Origin of the sequence: Tardiphaga sp. 813_E8_N1_3 (genome assembly GCF_051811025.1) — a bacterium.
Lineage (GTDB): Bacteria > Pseudomonadota > Alphaproteobacteria > Rhizobiales > Xanthobacteraceae > Tardiphaga.
Map to the genome: position 1 here is coordinate 4,237,710 of NZ_JBPWQE010000001.1, position 16,441 is coordinate 4,254,150.

Here is a 16,441-nt window from a genome sequence, read left to right on the forward strand (position 1 = left end):
CCGCCGCTATCGGGGGTCTGAACCACTGGAGGGCATCATAATGGCCCGTACAGCTACCCTTCCGGTTCTCAATGGAGAATCCGGCCTCTCGCATTACCTCGCCGAGATCCGCAAGTTTCCGATGCTGGAACCTCAGCAGGAATATATGTTTGCCAAGCGTTGGCGCGAGCACGACGATCGCGACGCGGCACATCACCTCGTGACCAGCCATCTGCGTCTCGTTGCCAAGATTGCCATGGGCTATCGCGGCTACGGTCTGCCGATCTCCGAAGTTGTCTCGGAAGGCAACGTCGGTTTGATGCAGGCTGTGAAGCGCTTCGAGCCCGAAAAAGGCTTCCGCCTGGCCACCTACGCCATGTGGTGGATCAAGGCGTCGATTCAAGAGTACATCCTGCGTTCGTGGTCGCTCGTGAAGATGGGCACCACCGCGAACCAGAAGAAGCTGTTCTTCAACCTGCGCAAGGCGAAGAGCAAGATCTCCGCCCTGGACGAAGGCGATTTGCGCCCCGACCAGGTCAAGATCATCGCTACGCGTCTCGGCGTGACGGAACAGGACGTGATCGACATGAACCGCCGCCTCGGTGGCGACGCGTCGCTCAACGCACCGATTCGTGACGACGGCGAAGCCGGCGAATGGCAGGACTGGTTGGTCGATAACTCGCCCAACCAGGAAGCCGTTCTGGCGGAACACGAGGAGTTCGATCATCGCCGTCAGGCGCTGAGCGGCGCCATCGGTGTGCTCAACCCGCGCGAACGGCGCATCTTTGAGGCACGCCGCCTCGCCGATGAACCGATGACGCTGGAAGATCTCGCCTCCGAGTTCGGCGTCTCGCGCGAGCGTGTCCGCCAGATCGAAGTCCGCGCTTTTGAAAAGGTGCAGACCGCGGTCAAGGGCACCATCGCCCGGCAGGAAGCTGCGGCTCTGGAAGCCGCGCACTAACGAGCGCGGTTGAGCGTACAAGAAATGGAAAAGCCGGCGGAAACGCCGGCTTTTTTTGTGGGATCAATTATCTGATCGGCTTCGCCAGCGCTTCTGTCCGGTCGCGCTCGGTCATGTCGATCACCGTCTCGACCGGTGCCGTCAGTTCATAGACGTAGGACACATCGGTGAAGTAGCGCTTCGCCGTACCACCCAACGCTTCCGGCGCCACGCGATCGAGCAGCACCAGACCGAAATCGCTGTCCGGCCGCCGCGTTGCTTGACTGGTGTTGAACTCTTCCCAACGGAAATTGAACTGTCCATCCGGCTCGCTACCCGTAATCTCCCAATGCGCAACGATATGCGGATGTTTGCCCACCAGCGACAGGCCCTCATCGGAATGCGAGGCCAGTTCAAAGAACAGCAGCGACAGGCTCTGCGCGGCGCGCGCGCTGACAACGATGTCCGGACCTTCCAGTGCGATACGGTCGGCATGCGGGATCGCACGCGCCTCGAACAGGCCCTTGAGCTGCACGCCCTGCCACTGGCTCTCACTCAGCAGCGAGACCACATTCGACATCGCATGAATGCGGCCGATCAGGAGATCGCGCGCGCTGTCCACATCGGAGCCGTGACGCAGCGTGCGCGTCACGATGGACTGGATCACCGCCAGGATGTTCTTCACGCGATGATTGAGCTCGTCGATGACGGCGGTCAGGCGACGTTCGAAGCCGATGCGGATCTCCACCTCGCGCCGCAGCCGCAGATTGGCGTAGGAGACATAGCCAAACAGCCCGCAAACGATGGCCGTCAGCGCGAGGCCGAACCCGCCGACGATGATCGCAGTGCGCTGCGCGCGCAGCTCGGTATTGACCTTCGGATAATAGCCCAGCGACCAGTCACGCCCGCCGAACGAAACCGTGCGCAGGACTGCCAGCGCAGGACCATTCCCCACCAACGGGCGCGCCGTTACCCTGCCGTCGTCGTCGGCGACGATTTCGCCATCAGCGACACGCGGATCTTTCAGCGCCACCGAGAACAATGACAGCTCGTCATTGGCCAGCATCAGCGGTCCGAGTTCATAGGAGAACGACACGAAGCCAGCCGGCGCGGGATTGCCCTCGGACAGAACTGGCGTCACCAGTACCAATCCCAGCTGTCCATCGGGCTGCTGCAGCGGCGTGGGATTGGAGGCGACCGGCTTGCCTTCGTTCAGGGCGCGCGCCAGCGTTGGCCCTGTAACGGGGGAGAAATTCAGGACGCGACCGACAAAGCCTTCGGTGACGGAATTGCGCGGCTCGACATCCATCAGCACGTCCAGCGGCTGCTCCAGCGCTTTGGTATCGAGACGATCATCGTTGTAGTTGCGGATCGTGGGATTGCGGTAGCCGGCACTGGCGAGCTCCGTGCTGGCGGCCGGCAATTCATTCGGCTGCAGGCGAGCGATCCATCCGGCGATGGCGAAATCGGTCTTGAAGGCGTAGATCGAGGCCCGCAACGGCTGCAGCATATTGGCCTTCATCACCGTGGGCGAACGAAACAGCCCGGCTGCGACGCGCGCAAGCAATTCGCGCTCGGTCAAACGCTCCTGCACCAGACTGGCATGGATATCCACGGCCCGGCCCAGCGCGATATTCTCGATCGCCAGTTCCTGGTCATGCACGCGATAGGCCGCAAGGCCGGAGAGCAGAGCTCCGACCAGTGCCAGTAATGCGATGATGAAGCCAAGCCGGACCACACGGATACTCGGGAAATAGGAGACGTTGCTGCCGGGTCAGCGGCTCAGGAGTATGCCAATCACGCCGGAAGAAATTGGTTCCAGCCTTCTGGAAAAAATTCTGGACCGGGACAAATCTAGAGAAACAGGCTTAACGAAATGACTGAACGCGCAATGCCCCGCCGGGGTGGCAGGTGGTCCGCCGTTATAGCCAATGAGATATGCAGGGCTCAAGTCCAGGCCTCAGATCCAAGTCTCAAACTCCGATGCTCAACTCCAGCGTTAAGCCACCGCTTTCGCCTTGAGCCCACCCTTCGTCTCAATGAATGAGATAATCCGGTCCAGGCCGTCCTGGGTCTTCATATTCGTCATTACAAACGGCCGGGTGCCGCGCATCCGCCTGGCATCCACGTCCATCTTTTCCAACGAGGCCCCGACATAAGGCGCAAGGTCGATCTTGTTGATCACCAGCAGGTCGGAGCGCGTGATGCCCGGCCCACCCTTGGAGGGGATCTTGTCGCCAGCAGCAACGTCGATGACGTAGATGGTGATATCGGCCAGTTCCGGCGAGAAGGTCGCGGCGAGATTGTCGCCGCCGGATTCGATCAGCACCATGTCGAGATCGGGAAACTTGACGCGCATGTCGGCAACGGCGGCGAGGTTCATCGAGGCGTCCTCGCGGATCGCCGTATGCGGACATCCGCCAGTCTCGACGCCAGCAATGCGATCCGCTGTCAGCGAGCCCGAACGCACCAGATATTCGGCGTCCCACTTCGTGTAGATGTCATTGGTGATCGCCGCGATGTCGTAGCGCTCGCGCATGGTCTTGCACAGCAGGTCCATCAGCGCGGTCTTGCCGGAGCCGACGGGACCACCAATGCCGACGCGGAGCGGACCGTGAAAACTGGACATGTCAAATGCTCTCTGGGTTGAGGGTGGTGTTGCAAATCATGACCTGAACAGCCGCGTATACTGAGTCTCGTGACGCATGCTGGCGATGTCAGAGCGGAATGTCGCGCCGCCGAGATCCTCAAGGGACGCGGCCATGGCGCGATGGCCTGTGGTCACGACAACTGGCTCCAGCGCTGCAAGCACGCGCTGGCTGTCGGTCTGACCGAGCGGCACCAGCCGCGCACCGGCGGAAATCCAGTTCGAGACCACAGCATGGAAAAAGCCATGCATTGTTGCCGACAACGGAACGCCATGGGCGGCGCTCACGAGTCCGACGGCAACGGGATAGACGATCGGGCTGTCGCATATCGCGATCAGCCGCTCCATCCCCTCATGCGACCAAGCGTTGCGCGCGATCTCGATGAAGGCCCTGCCCTGCGTGGTCGTCTCGAGCTGGCGTTCCCTTGATGGCACGAAGGCGCTGGCGAGCTCGGCAACCTCGCGCAATGCCTTGTCGTCGCCGTCAGATGCCGCGCGGTGCACATGCGCGAGAAACACGCCATCGCAAAACCCAGCGCCATCGGACAGCATCGCCGACAACCAGTCCCGCAGGCTGGCAGCATCGGTGATGTCGCCCGCTTCCACCGCCCATTCGATACCGCTGGAATAGGAAAACGCGCCGACAGGAAAGGCCGGCGACAGCCAGGTCATCAGCCGGTACAGCGCAGCGCCTTCGTCGGCAGACAAGGCGGGAGAGTCGTTCAGCGAACTATCGTCCGCCGGTCTATTTGTGGTCATGAGCATGAGAGTGACGATGGTGGTCGTGCTTGCTGTCGTGATCATGATGATGATCGTGATCATGGTGATCGTGACCGCAATGCTCGTCATGGACATGCTGGTCATGGCCATGACCGGCATGACCGTGCGCGTCATGGCTGTGCGCGTCATGGCTGTGACCATGGTGGTCGTGCCCATGATCGTCGTGACTGTGTCCATGATCGTGATGGGCATGATCATGATGACCGTGATGCCCATGTGCCGCCGGCTCATGCGCAGCGGCATAGGCGCCGCCTTCGGGATCGAACGGCGCTTCGATCTCGATCACGCGCGCGCCCAGACCCTTGACCATTTCCTCGATCACATGGTCGCTGCGGATGCGCAGCCCCTTGGCCATGATCTGCGTCGGCAGATGGCGGTTACCGAGATGCCAGGCGAGCCGCACCAGATGGCCGGGATCGGTACCACGGATCTCGATCAAAGGCTCCGGCGCTGCGACCACCTCGATAAGGCGGCCGTCTTCCAGCACCAGCGCATCGCCGCCGCGCAAGGCGACGGCGTTTTCGAGATCGAGCAGGAATTCCAGTCCGCGCGTCCCCGTCATCGCCATGCGGCGACGATGACGATCGTCGAAGTCGAGGACGACGGTGTCCACCGCTGCCTCTTTCCAGTTGTATTGGCCTTTGACCTCAGTCGCGCGGATCATGGAATCTCTCGTTCAGCTTTTTTGTTTGAGCATAATCTCTCGACAAACGATCTCGTTTGTCGGTGAAAACCGGTGCCCCCCTTTCGGGATCATGCTCTAGCGCACCACGACGTCAGCCGGGGTGATGATTTCGATCTTCGGAGGCGCGCTGAAGCATTTCACCGCGACGCGGCCGAAGGTCTTCATATGTTCCTGTGTCCGGTGCGGCACCAGCGCCTCGGCATTCTCCCATTGCTCGACGAACACCATGCGGGTCGGATCGGTGACGCTCTCGTGCAGATCATAGGCAATGTTACCCGCTTCCTTGCGGGTCTCGGCGATGCAGGCCTTGGCAGCTTCGATCAGTTCGGCGCGGGCTTCGGGTTTCACGGACAAAGTGGCAACGACGTAGATCAAGGGGAGTCCTCCCGGTTTGTTGTTATGGCTAAGGATGCCGGGACGGACATTAGGGCGTTATGATGCGAGATTGAAGGGCTCTTTCTTCTCCCTCCCCGGAGCGAAGCGACTGGGGAGGGTGGCACAACTGCGAGCGTTCAGCGAGCATCGTGACGGGTGGGGTAGTGCCACAAACGCTGTCCTCACGTGGGGCACCCCACCCCCGCCTATCGGCGGACCCATGGCGGACGAATTCGTCCGCCAGACCCCACTGCGCAGCTACGCTGCTTGGGGGAGGGAGACCATTCACCTCAATACATGAAGTACCTCTGCGCCATCGGTAGCACTTCCGCCGGCTCGCAGGTCAAAAGCTCGCCATCCGCCCTCACCTCATAGGTCTCTGAATCCACCTCGATCTTCGGCGTCGCGCCGTTGTGGATCATGCTCTTCTTCGAGATGCCGTCGCGGACATTCTCAACCGCATAGAGCGATTTCTGGATGCCGAGCTTCTTGGCGAGACCGCCGGCCACCGCCGCCCCCGATGTGAACACCACCGACGACTGCGTCAGCGCGCGACCGAAGGCGCCGAACATCGGCTGGTAGTGCACAGGCTGCGGCGTGGGAATGGACGCGTTGGGATCGCCCATCGGCGCCGCCACGATCGAGCCGCCCTTGATGACGAGATCAGGTTTGACGCCAAAGAACGCCGGCGACCACAACACCAGGTCCGCCATCTTACCTTTCTCCACCGAGCCGATCAGCTTCGAGACGCCATGAGCGATGGCGGGGTTGATGGTGTATTTCGCGATGTAGCGCTTGACGCGGAAATTGTCGTTGTTGCCCTTGTCTTCCTTCAGCGAGCCGCGCTGCTTCTTCATCTTGTCGGCGGTCTGCCATGTCCGGATGATCACTTCGCCGAGCCGGCCCATGGCCTGACTGTCCGACGACATCATCGAGAGCGCGCCGAGATCGTGCAGGATGTCTTCGGCGGCGATCGTCTCCTTGCGGATGCGGCTTTCGGCAAACGCAAGATCTTCCGCAATCGACGGATCGAGATGGTGGCACACCATCAGCATGTCCAGATGCTCATCTATGGTATTGCGCGTGAACGGCCGGGTCGGATTGGTCGACGACGGCAGCACGTTCTTGAGGCCTGCGACCTTGATGATATCAGGTGCGTGACCGCCACCGGCACCTTCGGTGTGGAAGGCGTGGATGGTGCGGCCCTTGAAGGCCTTGATCGTGTCCTCGACAAAACCCGACTCGTTCAGCGTGTCGGAATGCAGCATCACCTGCACGTCGTAGTCATCGGCGACGCTGAGGCAGTTGTCGATCGCGGCGGGCGTGGTGCCCCAGTCCTCGTGCAGCTTCAGCGCACAGGCGCCGGCATTGATCATTTCCACCAGCGGCGCGGGCTTCGAGGCATTGCCCTTGCCGGAAATGCCGAGATTGACCGGGAACGCATCGAAGGACTGGATCATCCGCGCGATGTGCCATGGGCCTGGCGTACAGGTCGTCGCAAAGGTGCCGTGCGACGGCCCCGTGCCGCCCCCGAGCATCGAGGTGACGCCTGACATCAGCGCGTGCTCGATCTGCTGCGGGCAGATGAAATGGATATGGCTGTCGAAGCCGCCGGCGGTGAGGATTTTTCCTTCACCCGCGATGACATCGGTGCCCGGACCGACATTGATGGTCACGCCCGGCTGGATATCGGGATTACCGGCCTTGCCGATGGCATGGACCATGCCGCCCTTGAGCGCGACGTCGGCCTTCACGATGCCCCAGTGATCGACGATCAGCACGTTGGTGATGACGGTGTCGACGGCGCCCTGCGCGCGTGTCGCCTGCGACTGCCCCATGCCGTCGCGGATCACCTTGCCACCGCCAAACTTCACCTCCTCGCCATAGACGGTGAAATCCTTCTCCACCTCGATGATCAGATCGGTGTCGGCGAGCCGCACGCGATCGCCGATGGTCGGGCCGAACATGTCGGCATAGACGGAGCGTTTGATTTTCACGGACATGTTTTCGCTCCATTGGCCGGAGTGTTCCCTCCCCCCTTGCGGGGGAGGGTCAGGGAGGGGGGTGTGCCACAAGTCGCGGCCTCGCCGATCACGAGGGCAACACCTTCGAGATTCTTGATGACGTCGTCATTGCTGAAACGAAGGACGCGATAGCCGCGCGCGGCAAACCAAGCATCGCGGCGCGCGTCGTGCGCAATGCGCTCCACAAAATCATGGCTTTCACCATCGACTTCGACAATGAGCTTGCTCGCATGGGAAACGAAATCAGCAATGTAAACACCCATCGGGGCTTGTCGACGAAAACCCAAATTTGCCAGACGATGTGCCTTTAGCTGTCGCCACAGCAAGGTCTCGGCGCGAGTCATTACGCGCCGCAGTTCCTTGGCGCGACCGCGCTGAAACTCGCCGACCTCGTTGTGTGGCATACCCCCCTCCCCGACCCTCCCCCGCAAGGGGGGAGGGAGCACTACGGCCGTCACATTCCCAACAATCACAACTTCACCATTACGTCGCTGCGGAATCCATAGACGGTACGCTTGCCTGCGCCTTCGTTCATTGACGGCGTGGCCCGCGACTTCCATAGCTTCGCGCACCCCAACAAGGCGCGCGGCGTCGGGATCTGAGACGGAGACCGATATCGTGAGATGGAAGAACGTCTATCCATTTGCTGCGGCGTGCCTGCTGTTCGCGCTGACGTTCTGGCTATACCTGACCCGCGTCATGTGGCTCGGATTTCCGGATGGCTTCATTGCCGAACTGGACGCTGCCGAGGCGATCCTTGTCACCTGGTTCAACTGGTTCAGCATCGCTCTGGGCATCTGGTTCGTGATCCTTGGCGTCCGATCGTTCCGCAGCGATATCGGACGTTGGTCATTGTATAGCTGTCTTCTGTTCGTCTCGGTCGTCCTGATATCGCTGGCCATCGATCGATACTTCCGCTCGTTCATGATGGACAGCGCCGGCGGCTAGGCGCTCAGAGCTTCCCCATCACGTCGCCGCGGAAACCATAGATCGTGCGTTTGCCGGCGAGTTCGACCAGCTGCACATCGCGGCTCTGGCCGGGCTCGAAGCGGACCGCCGTGCCGGCAGCGATATCGAGCCGCATGCCGCGGGCCTTCTTGCGGTCGAATTTCAGCGCCGGATTGGTTTCAAAAAAGTGGTAGTGCGAACCGACCTGGATCGGCCGGTCGCCGGAATTCGCCACAGTCAATGTCACGGTCTTGCGGCCGGCATTGAGCTCGATCTCGCCGTCCTGGATGAAGAGTTCGCCGGGGATCATGTGAGGCCTCAACGAATGGGTTCATGGACAGTGACAAGCTTGGTCCCGTCGGGGAACGTCGCTTCCACCTGAATGTCGTGGATCATCTCGGCGATGCCGTCCATGCATTGCGCGCGGGTGATGACCTCGGCGCCGGATTTCATCAGCTCGGCAACGGTACGGCCGTCGCGCGCGCCCTCGACGATGAAATCGGAGATGATGGCGATGGCCTCGGGATGGTTGAGCTTGACGCCGCGCTCCAGCCGGCGGCGCGCCACGATGGCGGCCATCGAGATCAGGAGCTTGTCTTTTTCGCGGGGGGAGAGATTCATCGGCAGGTCTCTGTAAGTTTAGTTCAACCACATGCGCGGCAGCATCGCGCCCGATCGTCCAAGCACTGCCATCATATCGGCGCGCAGCTTCGCCGCATCTTGTGCACAGAAGCGGGCCATTGCAAAGCCGTTCCAGCAGGAGATACCAACTTCGCCGCCGGCACCATCCGTGGCTTCGCGTAGCCGCTCAATGAGCGCCTCGTCGCCGGGCACGATCAGCGCCGTACCAATGGCCACGGCGCCATGTCCGATGGCCGGTCTGGCTAGTTTCGCGGCGATATCGCCATCCAGCCGCACGTTCTCCGCGAACACCAGCCTGCCGCCGCGACGCAGGCGCCAGCGGTCGACGAAAGACCCCGTCTGCATCACCTCGCCCATCGCTGCACGACCGAACACGACGATCTCGCAGAGCAGCAGCGTCGCGCGATCGGCCAGATCGATATCGATGTGCCTGACGGTTCGGGCCTGATCGAACAGGATGGTTTCCTGCGGCAGCCAGGACAGATGCGCGCCGGCCTCGGCCTTCAGCGCGATGTTGATTTCGGCGGCGGGACCATGCGAGCGGTAGACCTTCTCGGCGGCTGCCGTGGTCACAGTCAGGCTGGTGCCCTCGCCTGCCGCGATATCGATATCGAAACGGTCGCCGCCTGCCGCACCGCCGGCAGTGTTGACGAACATCGCGGAGAGGCCGCCGTCTTCGGGAGACGGGAAGCGCACGCGCAGCGAGCCGGATTCATGCAGCTGGCGGCGGCGCGTCTTGCCCTCCACCAGATGCACGTCGAACGCCACCGCGCCGCGGGCACGATTAGCGGCGAAGATCGCCGATGGCGACAATGTCGTCTTGTCAGCCTGCATGCGCTCCCCGACTTTGAACCCAGCCCTACAGCGCCATCTGGCGGCTGATCTCGGCGGGATCGAGCGTGCTGCGGTCGCAGGTGTATTTCACCGCGCCGCGGTCCATCACGGCGAAGTTGTCGCCGAGTTCGCAGGCAAAGTCGAGATACTGTTCCACCAGCACGATGGCGATATTGCCGAGCGAGCGCAGATAGGAAATCGCGCGGCCGATATCCTTGATGATCGAGGGCTGGATGCCTTCGGTTGGCTCATCCAGCAGCAGGAGTTTCGGTCGCATCACCAGCGCGCGACCGATGGCGAGCTGCTGCTGCTGCCCACCGGACAGATCGCCGCCGCGCCGGCCGAGCATCGAATTCAGCACCGGAAACAGCGAGAACACATCGTCAGGAATATTGCGGTCGGCGCGCTTCAGCGGCGCATAGCCGGTCTTGAGGTTTTCCTCCACCGTGAGCAGCGGAAAGATCTCACGGCCCTGCGGTACGAAAGAGATGCCGCGCCGCGCCCGCTCGAACGGCTTCAGCGTCGAGATGTCCTGCCCGTCAAACGTAATCGAACCTGACGAGATCGCCTGCTGACCGACCATGGCGCGCAGCAGCGAGGTCTTGCCGACACCATTACGGCCGAGGACACAGGTCACCTTGCCGGGCTCCGCCGAGACAGTGACGCCGCGCAGCGCCTGGGCTGCGCCGTAATAGAGGCTGATATTATCGACTTTCAGCATGATGATGCCTCGGATACTTGCATTCCAGCTCCGTCATGGCCGGGCCTGTCCCGGCCATCCACGCCTTGGCTACAAGAAAGAAAGACGTGGATGCCCGGGACAAGCCCGGGCATGACGGCGTGTGTGGAAAGGCCAAATATCATCACCGCCCCAGATATACTTCGACCACGCGGTCATTGGTCGACACATCGTCGATGGTGCCTTCGGCCAGCACGGTGCCTTCATGCAGACATGTCACCTTGACGCCAAGCTCGCGTACGAAGGTCATGTCGTGCTCGACCACCATGACGGTCTTGTTATCGCGGTTGATCGCCTTCAGCAGTTCGGCGGTCTGGTGCGTTTCCACATCGGTCATGCCCGCCACCGGCTCGTCGACCAGCAGCAGCTTCGGATCCTGCGCCAGCAACATACCGATTTCGAGCCACTGCTTCTGGCCATGCGAGAGATTGCCGGCGAGGCGATCGCGGGAGTCCGTGAGGCGAATAGTCTCAAGCACCTTGTCGATGCTCTCGGCTTCGGCACGATTGCTGCGCCAGAACAGCGTACCGCGCACGGAGTGATCGACATTCAGCGCCAGCAGGAGATTGTCGTAAATCGTCTGGCTCTCGAACACTGTCGGCTTCTGGAATTTGCGGCCGATGCCGAGCTCGGCGATCTTGGTCTCGTCCAGCAGCGTGAGATCATGGGTGCCGTCAAAATAGACATCGCCCTCATCCGGCTTGGTCTTGCCGGTGATGATGTCCATCATCGTGGTCTTGCCGGCGCCGTTCGGGCCGATGATGGCGCGCATCTCGCCGGGCGCCAGCACCATCGACAGATTGTTGATGGCATGGAAGCCGTCGAACGAGACGTGGACGCCGTCGAGATAGAGCTGCGCCGAGGTGATGCGCTTCTGCCGGGCTTCCGCCTCGCGTGCCGCGACCACTGGATCAATAATAGCGGGCGCGTGGGAGGCCGGCGTTGCCGGGGCTGGCGTTTCGATCACAGTCATCACGCCTTCTCCGCCAGATGGGGTTTGGTGACGCCATCTTCCGCTGCGGCGCTATCGGCATTCGCGCTATTGTTGGCTTTGCGACTTTCCGACCATGCATTGAAGGTGCCGATGATGCCCTTGGGCAGCAACAGCGTCACGAGAATGAACAGCGCACCGAGCATGAACAGCCAGTAGGGAGCAAGGGCGCCCGATGTGAACACCGTCTTGGCGTAGTTGACCACGACCGCGCCGAGCGCCGCACCGACCAGCGTGCCACGACCGCCGACCGCGACCCAGATAACTGCTTCAATGGAGTTCGCCGGGGCGAATTCACCGGGATTGATGATGCCGACTTGCGGCACATAGAGCGCACCCGCAACGCCGGCCATGCAGGCCGACAGGGTGAACACGAACAGCTTGTAGGATTCGACACGATAGCCCAAAAATCTTGTGCGGGATTCCGCGTCGCGTATGGCGATCAGCACCTTGCCGAGCTTCGAGGTAACGATAGCACGGCAGACGAGGAAGCCGATGATCAGCGCCAGACAGCTCAGCGCGAACAGCGCCGCGCGAGTGCCGTCGGCCTGCACATTGAATCCGAGGATGTCCTTGAAATCGGTCAGGCCGTTATTGCCGCCGAAGCCGAAATCATTGCGGAAGAACGCTAGCAGCAGCGCATAGGTCATGGCCTGGGTGATGATCGACAGATACACGCCTGACACGCGCGAGCGGAAGGTGAGCCAGCCGAACACGAAAGCCAGGATGCCCGGCGCGATCAGCACCATCGCCGCCGCGAACCAGAACATGTCGAAGCCGTACCAGTACCATGGCAGCGCCTTGTAGTTCAGGAATACCATGAAGTCCGGCAGTAGCGGATTGCCATAGACGCCGCGCGAGCCGATCTGGCGCATCAGATACATGCCCATGGCATAACCGCCGAGCGCGAAGAAGGCACCGTGACCGAGCGAGAGAATGCCGCAATAGCCCCAGATCAGATCGATGGAGAGCGCGAGAATGGCGTAGCAGACATATTTGCCGAAGAGCGCCATCAGATAGGTCGGCACCTGCAGCGGCGAGTCCGCCGGCAGCAGCAGGTTCGACAGTGGAATGAGGATGCCGACAGCGGCGACGATCAGCAGGAAGACGGTCGCGCTGCGGTCCAGCGTGCGGGTAAGGAAATGCGGGGTCATGCAAGGGCTCCGCAATACGCGAGACCACGGCTGGCACCGACGCCAATGGTCCCCTCCCCCCTTGCGGGGGAGGGTGGCGCGTAGCGCCGGGAGGGGGGTAAGCCGCAAACGCCGGAGCCTGGGGTTACCCCCCTCCCCGACCCTCCCCCGCAAGGGGGGAGGGAGCGAGAGGCTGGTGCGTCGAAGCGAAGTATCGTTGCAATCGTCATCATGCTTCGATCGCCCTGCCCTTGAGCGCGAACAGGCCGCGCGGCCGTTTCTGGATGAACAGGATGATCAGCACCAGGATGGCGATCTTGCCGAGCACGGCCCCTGCGACCGGCTCGAGGAACTTGTTGGCGATCCCGAGCGAGAACGCACCGACCAGCGTGCCCCACAGATTGCCGACGCCGCCGAACACCACGACCATGAAACTGTCGATAATGTAGCTCTGGCCCAGATTGGGCGAGACGTTGTCGATCTGCGAGAGCGCCACGCCGGCAATGCCCGCAATGCCGGAGCCGAGACCGAAGGTCAGCGCATCGACACGCGAGGTTGCGATGCCCATAGAGGCTGCCATGCGACGGTTCTGGGTCACGGCGCGCATCTCAAGCCCGATGCTGGTGTAGCGCAACATCGCCAGCAGGATCGCGAACACGGCCAACGTGAAGCACAGAATCCAGAGCCGGTTGTATGTGATCGTGAGCTGACCCAGCTCGAATGCGCCGGACATCCAGGAGGGATTGCCGACCTCACGATTGGTCGGGCCGAACATGGTGCGCACCGCCTGCTGAAGCACCAGCGACAGGCCCCAGGTCGCCAGCAGCGTTTCCAGCGGGCGGCCATAGAGGAAGCGGATGATGGTGCGCTCGATCACGATGCCGAGCAGACCGGCGACGATGAAGGCCAGCGGCACCGCCATCAGCAGTGAGTAGTCGAACAGGCCGGGATAGCTGGTGCGGATCACGTCCTGCACCACGAAGGTGACATAGGCGCCGATCATCACCATCTCGCCATGCGCCATGTTGATGACGCCCATCACCCCGAAGGTGATGGCGAGGCCGATGGCGGCGAGCAAGAGAACCGAGCCGAGCGACAGGCCATACCAAGCGTTCTGGCCGATCGACCACAGCGTCTGCCGGCTGTTGATCGCGGTCACGGCGCTGGCCGCGCTGCGCGCGACGCCAACGGTCTGGTCAGCCGGCAGGCTGGTGAGCAGCGCCAGCGCGTCCTGATCGCCGCGGCCCTTGATGATCGCGATGGATTCGATCTTCTCGGCCTCGGTCGAATCTTCCTTGTAGAGCAGGATCGCAGCACGGGCCTCGGTGAAGGCCTGCTTGGCCGCCTTGTTGGTTTCCTTTTCCAGCGCAGTCTCGATGACCGGTAGCATCGCGGTCTCGTGGCTCTTGAACACCGACTGCGCGGAGGCGATGCGCTTGGCGGGATCCGGCGACATCAGCGTGAGCCCGCCGAGTGCGGATTCGATATTGCGGCGAAGACGATTGTTGAGGCGCACCGCGGCGGCGCTGGCTGGCACTTCAGTGACGGCTTCACCGGTCGCAGCATCGGTCACCTTGCCGTCCGCGCCGGTGAGATAAACCTTCTTGCTGTCGGGATCGGCGGAGAGCCGGCCTTCCTGTAGCGCGGTGATGATGGCGAAAGCCTGCGGATTGCCCGAGGTCGCGATGATGCCGACGGCTTCGTCGCTGTCGGAGAAATCATCATTGGCGAATTTGGCGAGGGCATCCTCGAAAGGACCCGCAAAGGCCGGAATGGCGGTCGCGGCGATCAGCAGACAGGCAATTGCGAGCGCGCGAAAACGATGGAGAACATCAGTCACTGGAAAACCCCGGCCGAAGAAAAAAGAGAAGGCGGCGGATTCACCGCCTTCTCCAGTTTTGGGAGTCTCGGGAAGAAACTAGTAAGTCGTCATTGCGGACGCTGCGCGCCCGCAATGACTGACAACACGAAGCCTCAGAGCGAGATCAGGAACCCTGACCGCCGCACTTGTTGGTCTTGGTGTTGAAGTTGCCGCACTTCTTGCCGACCCAGTCGCCGATCAGGTCCTTGGAGCCGTCGAGCTCCTTCGACCATGCATCGCCAGCCACCAGCGCCGGGGTCTTCCAGACCACGTCGAACTGGCCATTGGCTTTGATTTCGCCAATGAACACCGGCTTGGTGATGTGGTGGTTCGGCAGCATCTTCGAGGTACCGCCGGTCAGGTTCTTGGCTTCGATGCCCGGCAGTGCGTCGATGACCTTGTCGGCTTCGACCGACTTGGCCTTCTCGACTGCCTTCACCCACATGTTGAAGCCGATCACGGTGGCTTCCATCGGGTCGTTGGTCACGCGCTTCGGATTCTTGGTGAAGGCCTGCCATTCCTTGATGAACTTCTCGTTCTCAGGGCTCTTGATCGACTGGAAGTAGTTCCAGGCCGCGAGATGGCCGAGCAGCGGCTTGGTGTCGATGCCGGCGAGTTCTTCTTCACCCACCGAGAACGCAACAACCGGAATGTCGGTCGCCTTGATGCCCTGGTTGCCGAGTTCCTTGTAGAACGGAACGTTGGCATCGCCGTTGATGGTCGAAACCACGGCGGTCTTCTTGCCAGTCGAGCCGAACTTCTTGATGTCGGCGACGATCGTCTGCCAGTCACTATGACCAAACGGCGTGTAGTTGATCATGATGTCTTCCTGCTTGACGCCCTTCGACTTCAAGTAGGCTTCGAGAATCTTGTTCGTGGTACGCGGATAGACGTAGTCGGTGCCGGCCAGCACCCAGCGCTTCACCTTCTCGTCCTTCATCAGGTAATCAACCGCGGGGATCGCCTGCTGGTTCGGAGCGGCGCCGGTGTAGAACACGTTACGCTCGGACTCTTCGCCCTCATACTGCACGGGGTAGAACAGGATGCTGTTCAGTTCCTTGAACACCGGGAGAACCGACTTGCGCGACACCGAGGTCCAGCAGCCGAACACGACGGCAACCTTGTCCTTGGTGATCAGCTCGCGCGCCTTCTCGGCGAACAGCGGCCAGTTAGAGGCGGGATCGACCACGACGGCTTCGAGCTTCTTGCCGTTCACGCCGCCCTTCTTGTTCTGCTGATCGATCATGAACAGCACGGTGTCTTTCAGCGTGGTCTCGGAAATTGCCATGGTGCCCGACAGCGAATGCAGGACGCCGACCTTGATGGTGTCGTCTGCGGCTTTGGCCGGCGAAAATGCCGACAGGCCCAGAGCCAGACCCGTTGCCGCGGCCATCAGGCTGCGCCGTGAGATCGGCTTGGCTATAGCGTGAGTCAAATTGGTAATCATGTGCGGTCTCTCCCTGACGCAGACGAAATCAATGCGGAACGGCCCCACGGCCGGCGCGTTAAGGAGATCGCAAGAAGTGTGCCAGCCCCGGAACACACGTTAAGTGATTGGGATTGTTCGCGTGTTTCCGATTTTCGGAAAGCGCCGAGGCTTTCCTGTTTATTTCTTGTGCAGAAAAATTGATCATGCACACGGCAAACAGCTTAAATAATCGCCAAAAATCGCCTCATGTCTAAATTTCATGCAGCGGTATTTTGTCGCTGGTTTTAACCCTCGCGCCGATTGACCTTGAATCCGCCGCCTTGCTGTTCCATATCAATCGAACGACCTAGAGAATCATCAGGTCCTTGCGAGCCGCGTGTTCTGATCCCGTCTTTACTCTGATCTTCTCAGGGCAGTTCGACGGTTTCTGGCTT

Annotated in this window: 17 protein-coding genes; 2 read left to right on the forward strand and 15 right to left on the reverse strand. The window is 61.4% G+C overall.

Annotated features, from left to right (window positions below; genetic code table 11):
* The first annotated feature begins 40 nt into the window (after positions 1-40).
* A complete protein-coding gene (gene rpoH, locus AB8A33_RS20055) occupies positions 41-940 on the forward strand; it encodes an RNA polymerase sigma factor RpoH (RefSeq protein WP_439094329.1) in 900 nt (299 codons plus the stop codon).
* Between the two features lie 67 nt (positions 941-1,007).
* On the opposite strand, the gene AB8A33_RS20060 is transcribed toward rpoH, so the two are convergent.
* The 7 genes from AB8A33_RS20060 to AB8A33_RS20090 all read right to left on the reverse strand — a co-directional run bounded on the left by AB8A33_RS20060 (position 1,008) and on the right by AB8A33_RS20090 (position 7,834).
* A complete protein-coding gene (locus AB8A33_RS20060) occupies positions 1,008-2,657 on the reverse strand; it encodes a CHASE domain-containing protein (RefSeq protein WP_439094330.1) in 1,650 nt (549 codons plus the stop codon).
* Between the two features lie 261 nt (positions 2,658-2,918).
* A complete protein-coding gene (gene ureG, locus AB8A33_RS20065; RefSeq protein ID WP_439094331.1) occupies positions 2,919-3,548 on the reverse strand; it encodes an urease accessory protein UreG in 630 nt (209 codons plus the stop codon).
* Positions 3,549-3,584: 36 nt separating this feature from the next.
* The gene (locus AB8A33_RS20070) at positions 3,585-4,331 is read right to left on the reverse strand and encodes an urease accessory protein UreF (protein WP_439095988.1); all 747 of its coding nucleotides are present in this window, start codon (positions 4,329-4,331) and stop codon (positions 3,585-3,587) included.
* Positions 4,312-5,010: an urease accessory protein UreE gene (gene ureE, locus AB8A33_RS20075; protein ID WP_439094332.1), complete on the reverse strand. Its 699-nt coding sequence runs from the start codon at positions 5,008-5,010 to the stop codon at positions 4,312-4,314. The genes AB8A33_RS20070 and ureE overlap by 20 nt, the downstream gene beginning before the upstream one ends.
* Positions 5,011-5,106: 96 nt before the next feature.
* Positions 5,107-5,406, reverse strand: coding sequence for a putative quinol monooxygenase (locus AB8A33_RS20080; protein WP_068733944.1), 300 nt, complete (start codon positions 5,404-5,406; stop codon positions 5,107-5,109).
* Positions 5,407-5,696: 290 nt separating this feature from the next.
* Positions 5,697-7,409, reverse strand: a complete 1,713-nt coding sequence (gene ureC / locus AB8A33_RS20085; RefSeq protein WP_439094333.1) for an urease subunit alpha — start codon at positions 7,407-7,409, stop codon at positions 5,697-5,699.
* On the reverse strand, positions 7,400-7,834 hold the full coding sequence (locus AB8A33_RS20090) for an endonuclease domain-containing protein (protein WP_439094334.1): 435 nt from the start codon (positions 7,832-7,834) through the stop codon (positions 7,400-7,402). The genes ureC and AB8A33_RS20090 overlap by 10 nt, the downstream gene beginning before the upstream one ends.
* Positions 7,835-8,048: 214 nt before the next feature.
* On the opposite strand from AB8A33_RS20090, the gene AB8A33_RS20095 reads away from it, so the two are divergent.
* Complete coding sequence (locus AB8A33_RS20095; RefSeq protein WP_439094335.1) at positions 8,049-8,378, forward strand: hypothetical protein; 330 nt, start codon at positions 8,049-8,051, stop codon at positions 8,376-8,378.
* Between the two features lie 4 nt (positions 8,379-8,382).
* Here the strand turns inward: AB8A33_RS20095 and AB8A33_RS20100 are convergent, their stop codons facing one another.
* The 8 genes from AB8A33_RS20100 to urtA form a co-directional block, all read right to left on the reverse strand.
* On the reverse strand, positions 8,383-8,688 hold the full coding sequence (locus AB8A33_RS20100) for an urease subunit beta (RefSeq protein ID WP_120288704.1): 306 nt from the start codon (positions 8,686-8,688) through the stop codon (positions 8,383-8,385).
* A gap of 8 nt (positions 8,689-8,696) precedes the next feature.
* Entirely contained in the window at positions 8,697-8,999 is a 303-nt protein-coding gene (locus AB8A33_RS20105; RefSeq protein WP_068733936.1) for an urease subunit gamma, read from the reverse strand.
* Between the two features lie 18 nt (positions 9,000-9,017).
* Positions 9,018-9,854 carry an urease accessory protein UreD gene (locus tag AB8A33_RS20110; RefSeq protein WP_439094336.1) on the reverse strand — a complete coding sequence of 279 codons (837 nt, stop codon included), beginning with the start codon at positions 9,852-9,854 and terminating at the stop codon, positions 9,018-9,020.
* 25 nt (positions 9,855-9,879) lie between these two features.
* A complete protein-coding gene (gene urtE, locus AB8A33_RS20115; protein ID WP_068733931.1) occupies positions 9,880-10,575 on the reverse strand; it encodes an urea ABC transporter ATP-binding subunit UrtE in 696 nt (231 codons plus the stop codon).
* Positions 10,576-10,717: 142 nt separating this feature from the next.
* A complete protein-coding gene (gene urtD, locus AB8A33_RS20120; RefSeq protein ID WP_439094337.1) occupies positions 10,718-11,566 on the reverse strand; it encodes an urea ABC transporter ATP-binding protein UrtD in 849 nt (282 codons plus the stop codon).
* Positions 11,566-12,738 (reverse strand): urea ABC transporter permease subunit UrtC, encoded by a 1,173-nt coding sequence (gene urtC / locus AB8A33_RS20125; RefSeq protein ID WP_439094338.1) that lies wholly within the window; start codon positions 12,736-12,738, stop codon positions 11,566-11,568. Before urtC ends, urtD begins: the two co-directional genes overlap by 1 nt.
* Before the next feature lie 208 nt (positions 12,739-12,946).
* Positions 12,947-14,557 (reverse strand): urea ABC transporter permease subunit UrtB, encoded by a 1,611-nt coding sequence (gene urtB, locus AB8A33_RS20130; protein WP_439094339.1) that lies wholly within the window; start codon positions 14,555-14,557, stop codon positions 12,947-12,949.
* Between the two features lie 145 nt (positions 14,558-14,702).
* Positions 14,703-16,025: an urea ABC transporter substrate-binding protein gene (gene urtA / locus AB8A33_RS20135; RefSeq protein WP_439094340.1), complete on the reverse strand. Its 1,323-nt coding sequence runs from the start codon at positions 16,023-16,025 to the stop codon at positions 14,703-14,705.
* Between the last annotated feature and the right edge of the window lie 416 nt (positions 16,026-16,441).

Excerpts from the sequence above, each read along its gene's own strand:
- rpoH (WP_439094329.1), top strand. The coding sequence starts at position 41 with ATGGCCCGTACAGCTACCCTTCCGGTTCTCAATGGAGAATCCGGCCTC.
- ureG (WP_439094331.1), bottom strand. The coding sequence starts at position 3,548 with ATGTCCAGTTTTCACGGTCCGCTCCGCGTCGGCATTGGTGGTCCCGTC.
- AB8A33_RS20070 (WP_439095988.1), bottom strand. The coding sequence starts at position 4,331 with ATGCTCATGACCACAAATAGACCGGCGGACGATAGTTCGCTGAACGAC.
- ureE (WP_439094332.1), bottom strand. The coding sequence starts at position 5,010 with ATGATCCGCGCGACTGAGGTCAAAGGCCAATACAACTGGAAAGAGGCA.
- ureC (WP_439094333.1), bottom strand. The coding sequence starts at position 7,409 with ATGTCCGTGAAAATCAAACGCTCCGTCTATGCCGACATGTTCGGCCCG.
- AB8A33_RS20090 (WP_439094334.1), bottom strand. The coding sequence starts at position 7,834 with ATGCCACACAACGAGGTCGGCGAGTTTCAGCGCGGTCGCGCCAAGGAA.
- AB8A33_RS20100 (WP_120288704.1), bottom strand. The coding sequence starts at position 8,688 with ATGATCCCCGGCGAACTCTTCATCCAGGACGGCGAGATCGAGCTCAAT.
- AB8A33_RS20105 (WP_068733936.1), bottom strand. The coding sequence starts at position 8,999 with ATGAATCTCTCCCCCCGCGAAAAAGACAAGCTCCTGATCTCGATGGCC.
- AB8A33_RS20110 (WP_439094336.1), bottom strand. The coding sequence starts at position 9,854 with ATGCAGGCTGACAAGACGACATTGTCGCCATCGGCGATCTTCGCCGCT.
- urtE (WP_068733931.1), bottom strand. The coding sequence starts at position 10,575 with ATGCTGAAAGTCGATAATATCAGCCTCTATTACGGCGCAGCCCAGGCG.
- urtD (WP_439094337.1), bottom strand. The coding sequence starts at position 11,566 with ATGACTGTGATCGAAACGCCAGCCCCGGCAACGCCGGCCTCCCACGCG.
- urtC (WP_439094338.1), bottom strand. The coding sequence starts at position 12,738 with ATGACCCCGCATTTCCTTACCCGCACGCTGGACCGCAGCGCGACCGTC.
- urtA (WP_439094340.1), bottom strand. The coding sequence starts at position 16,025 with ATGATTACCAATTTGACTCACGCTATAGCCAAGCCGATCTCACGGCGC.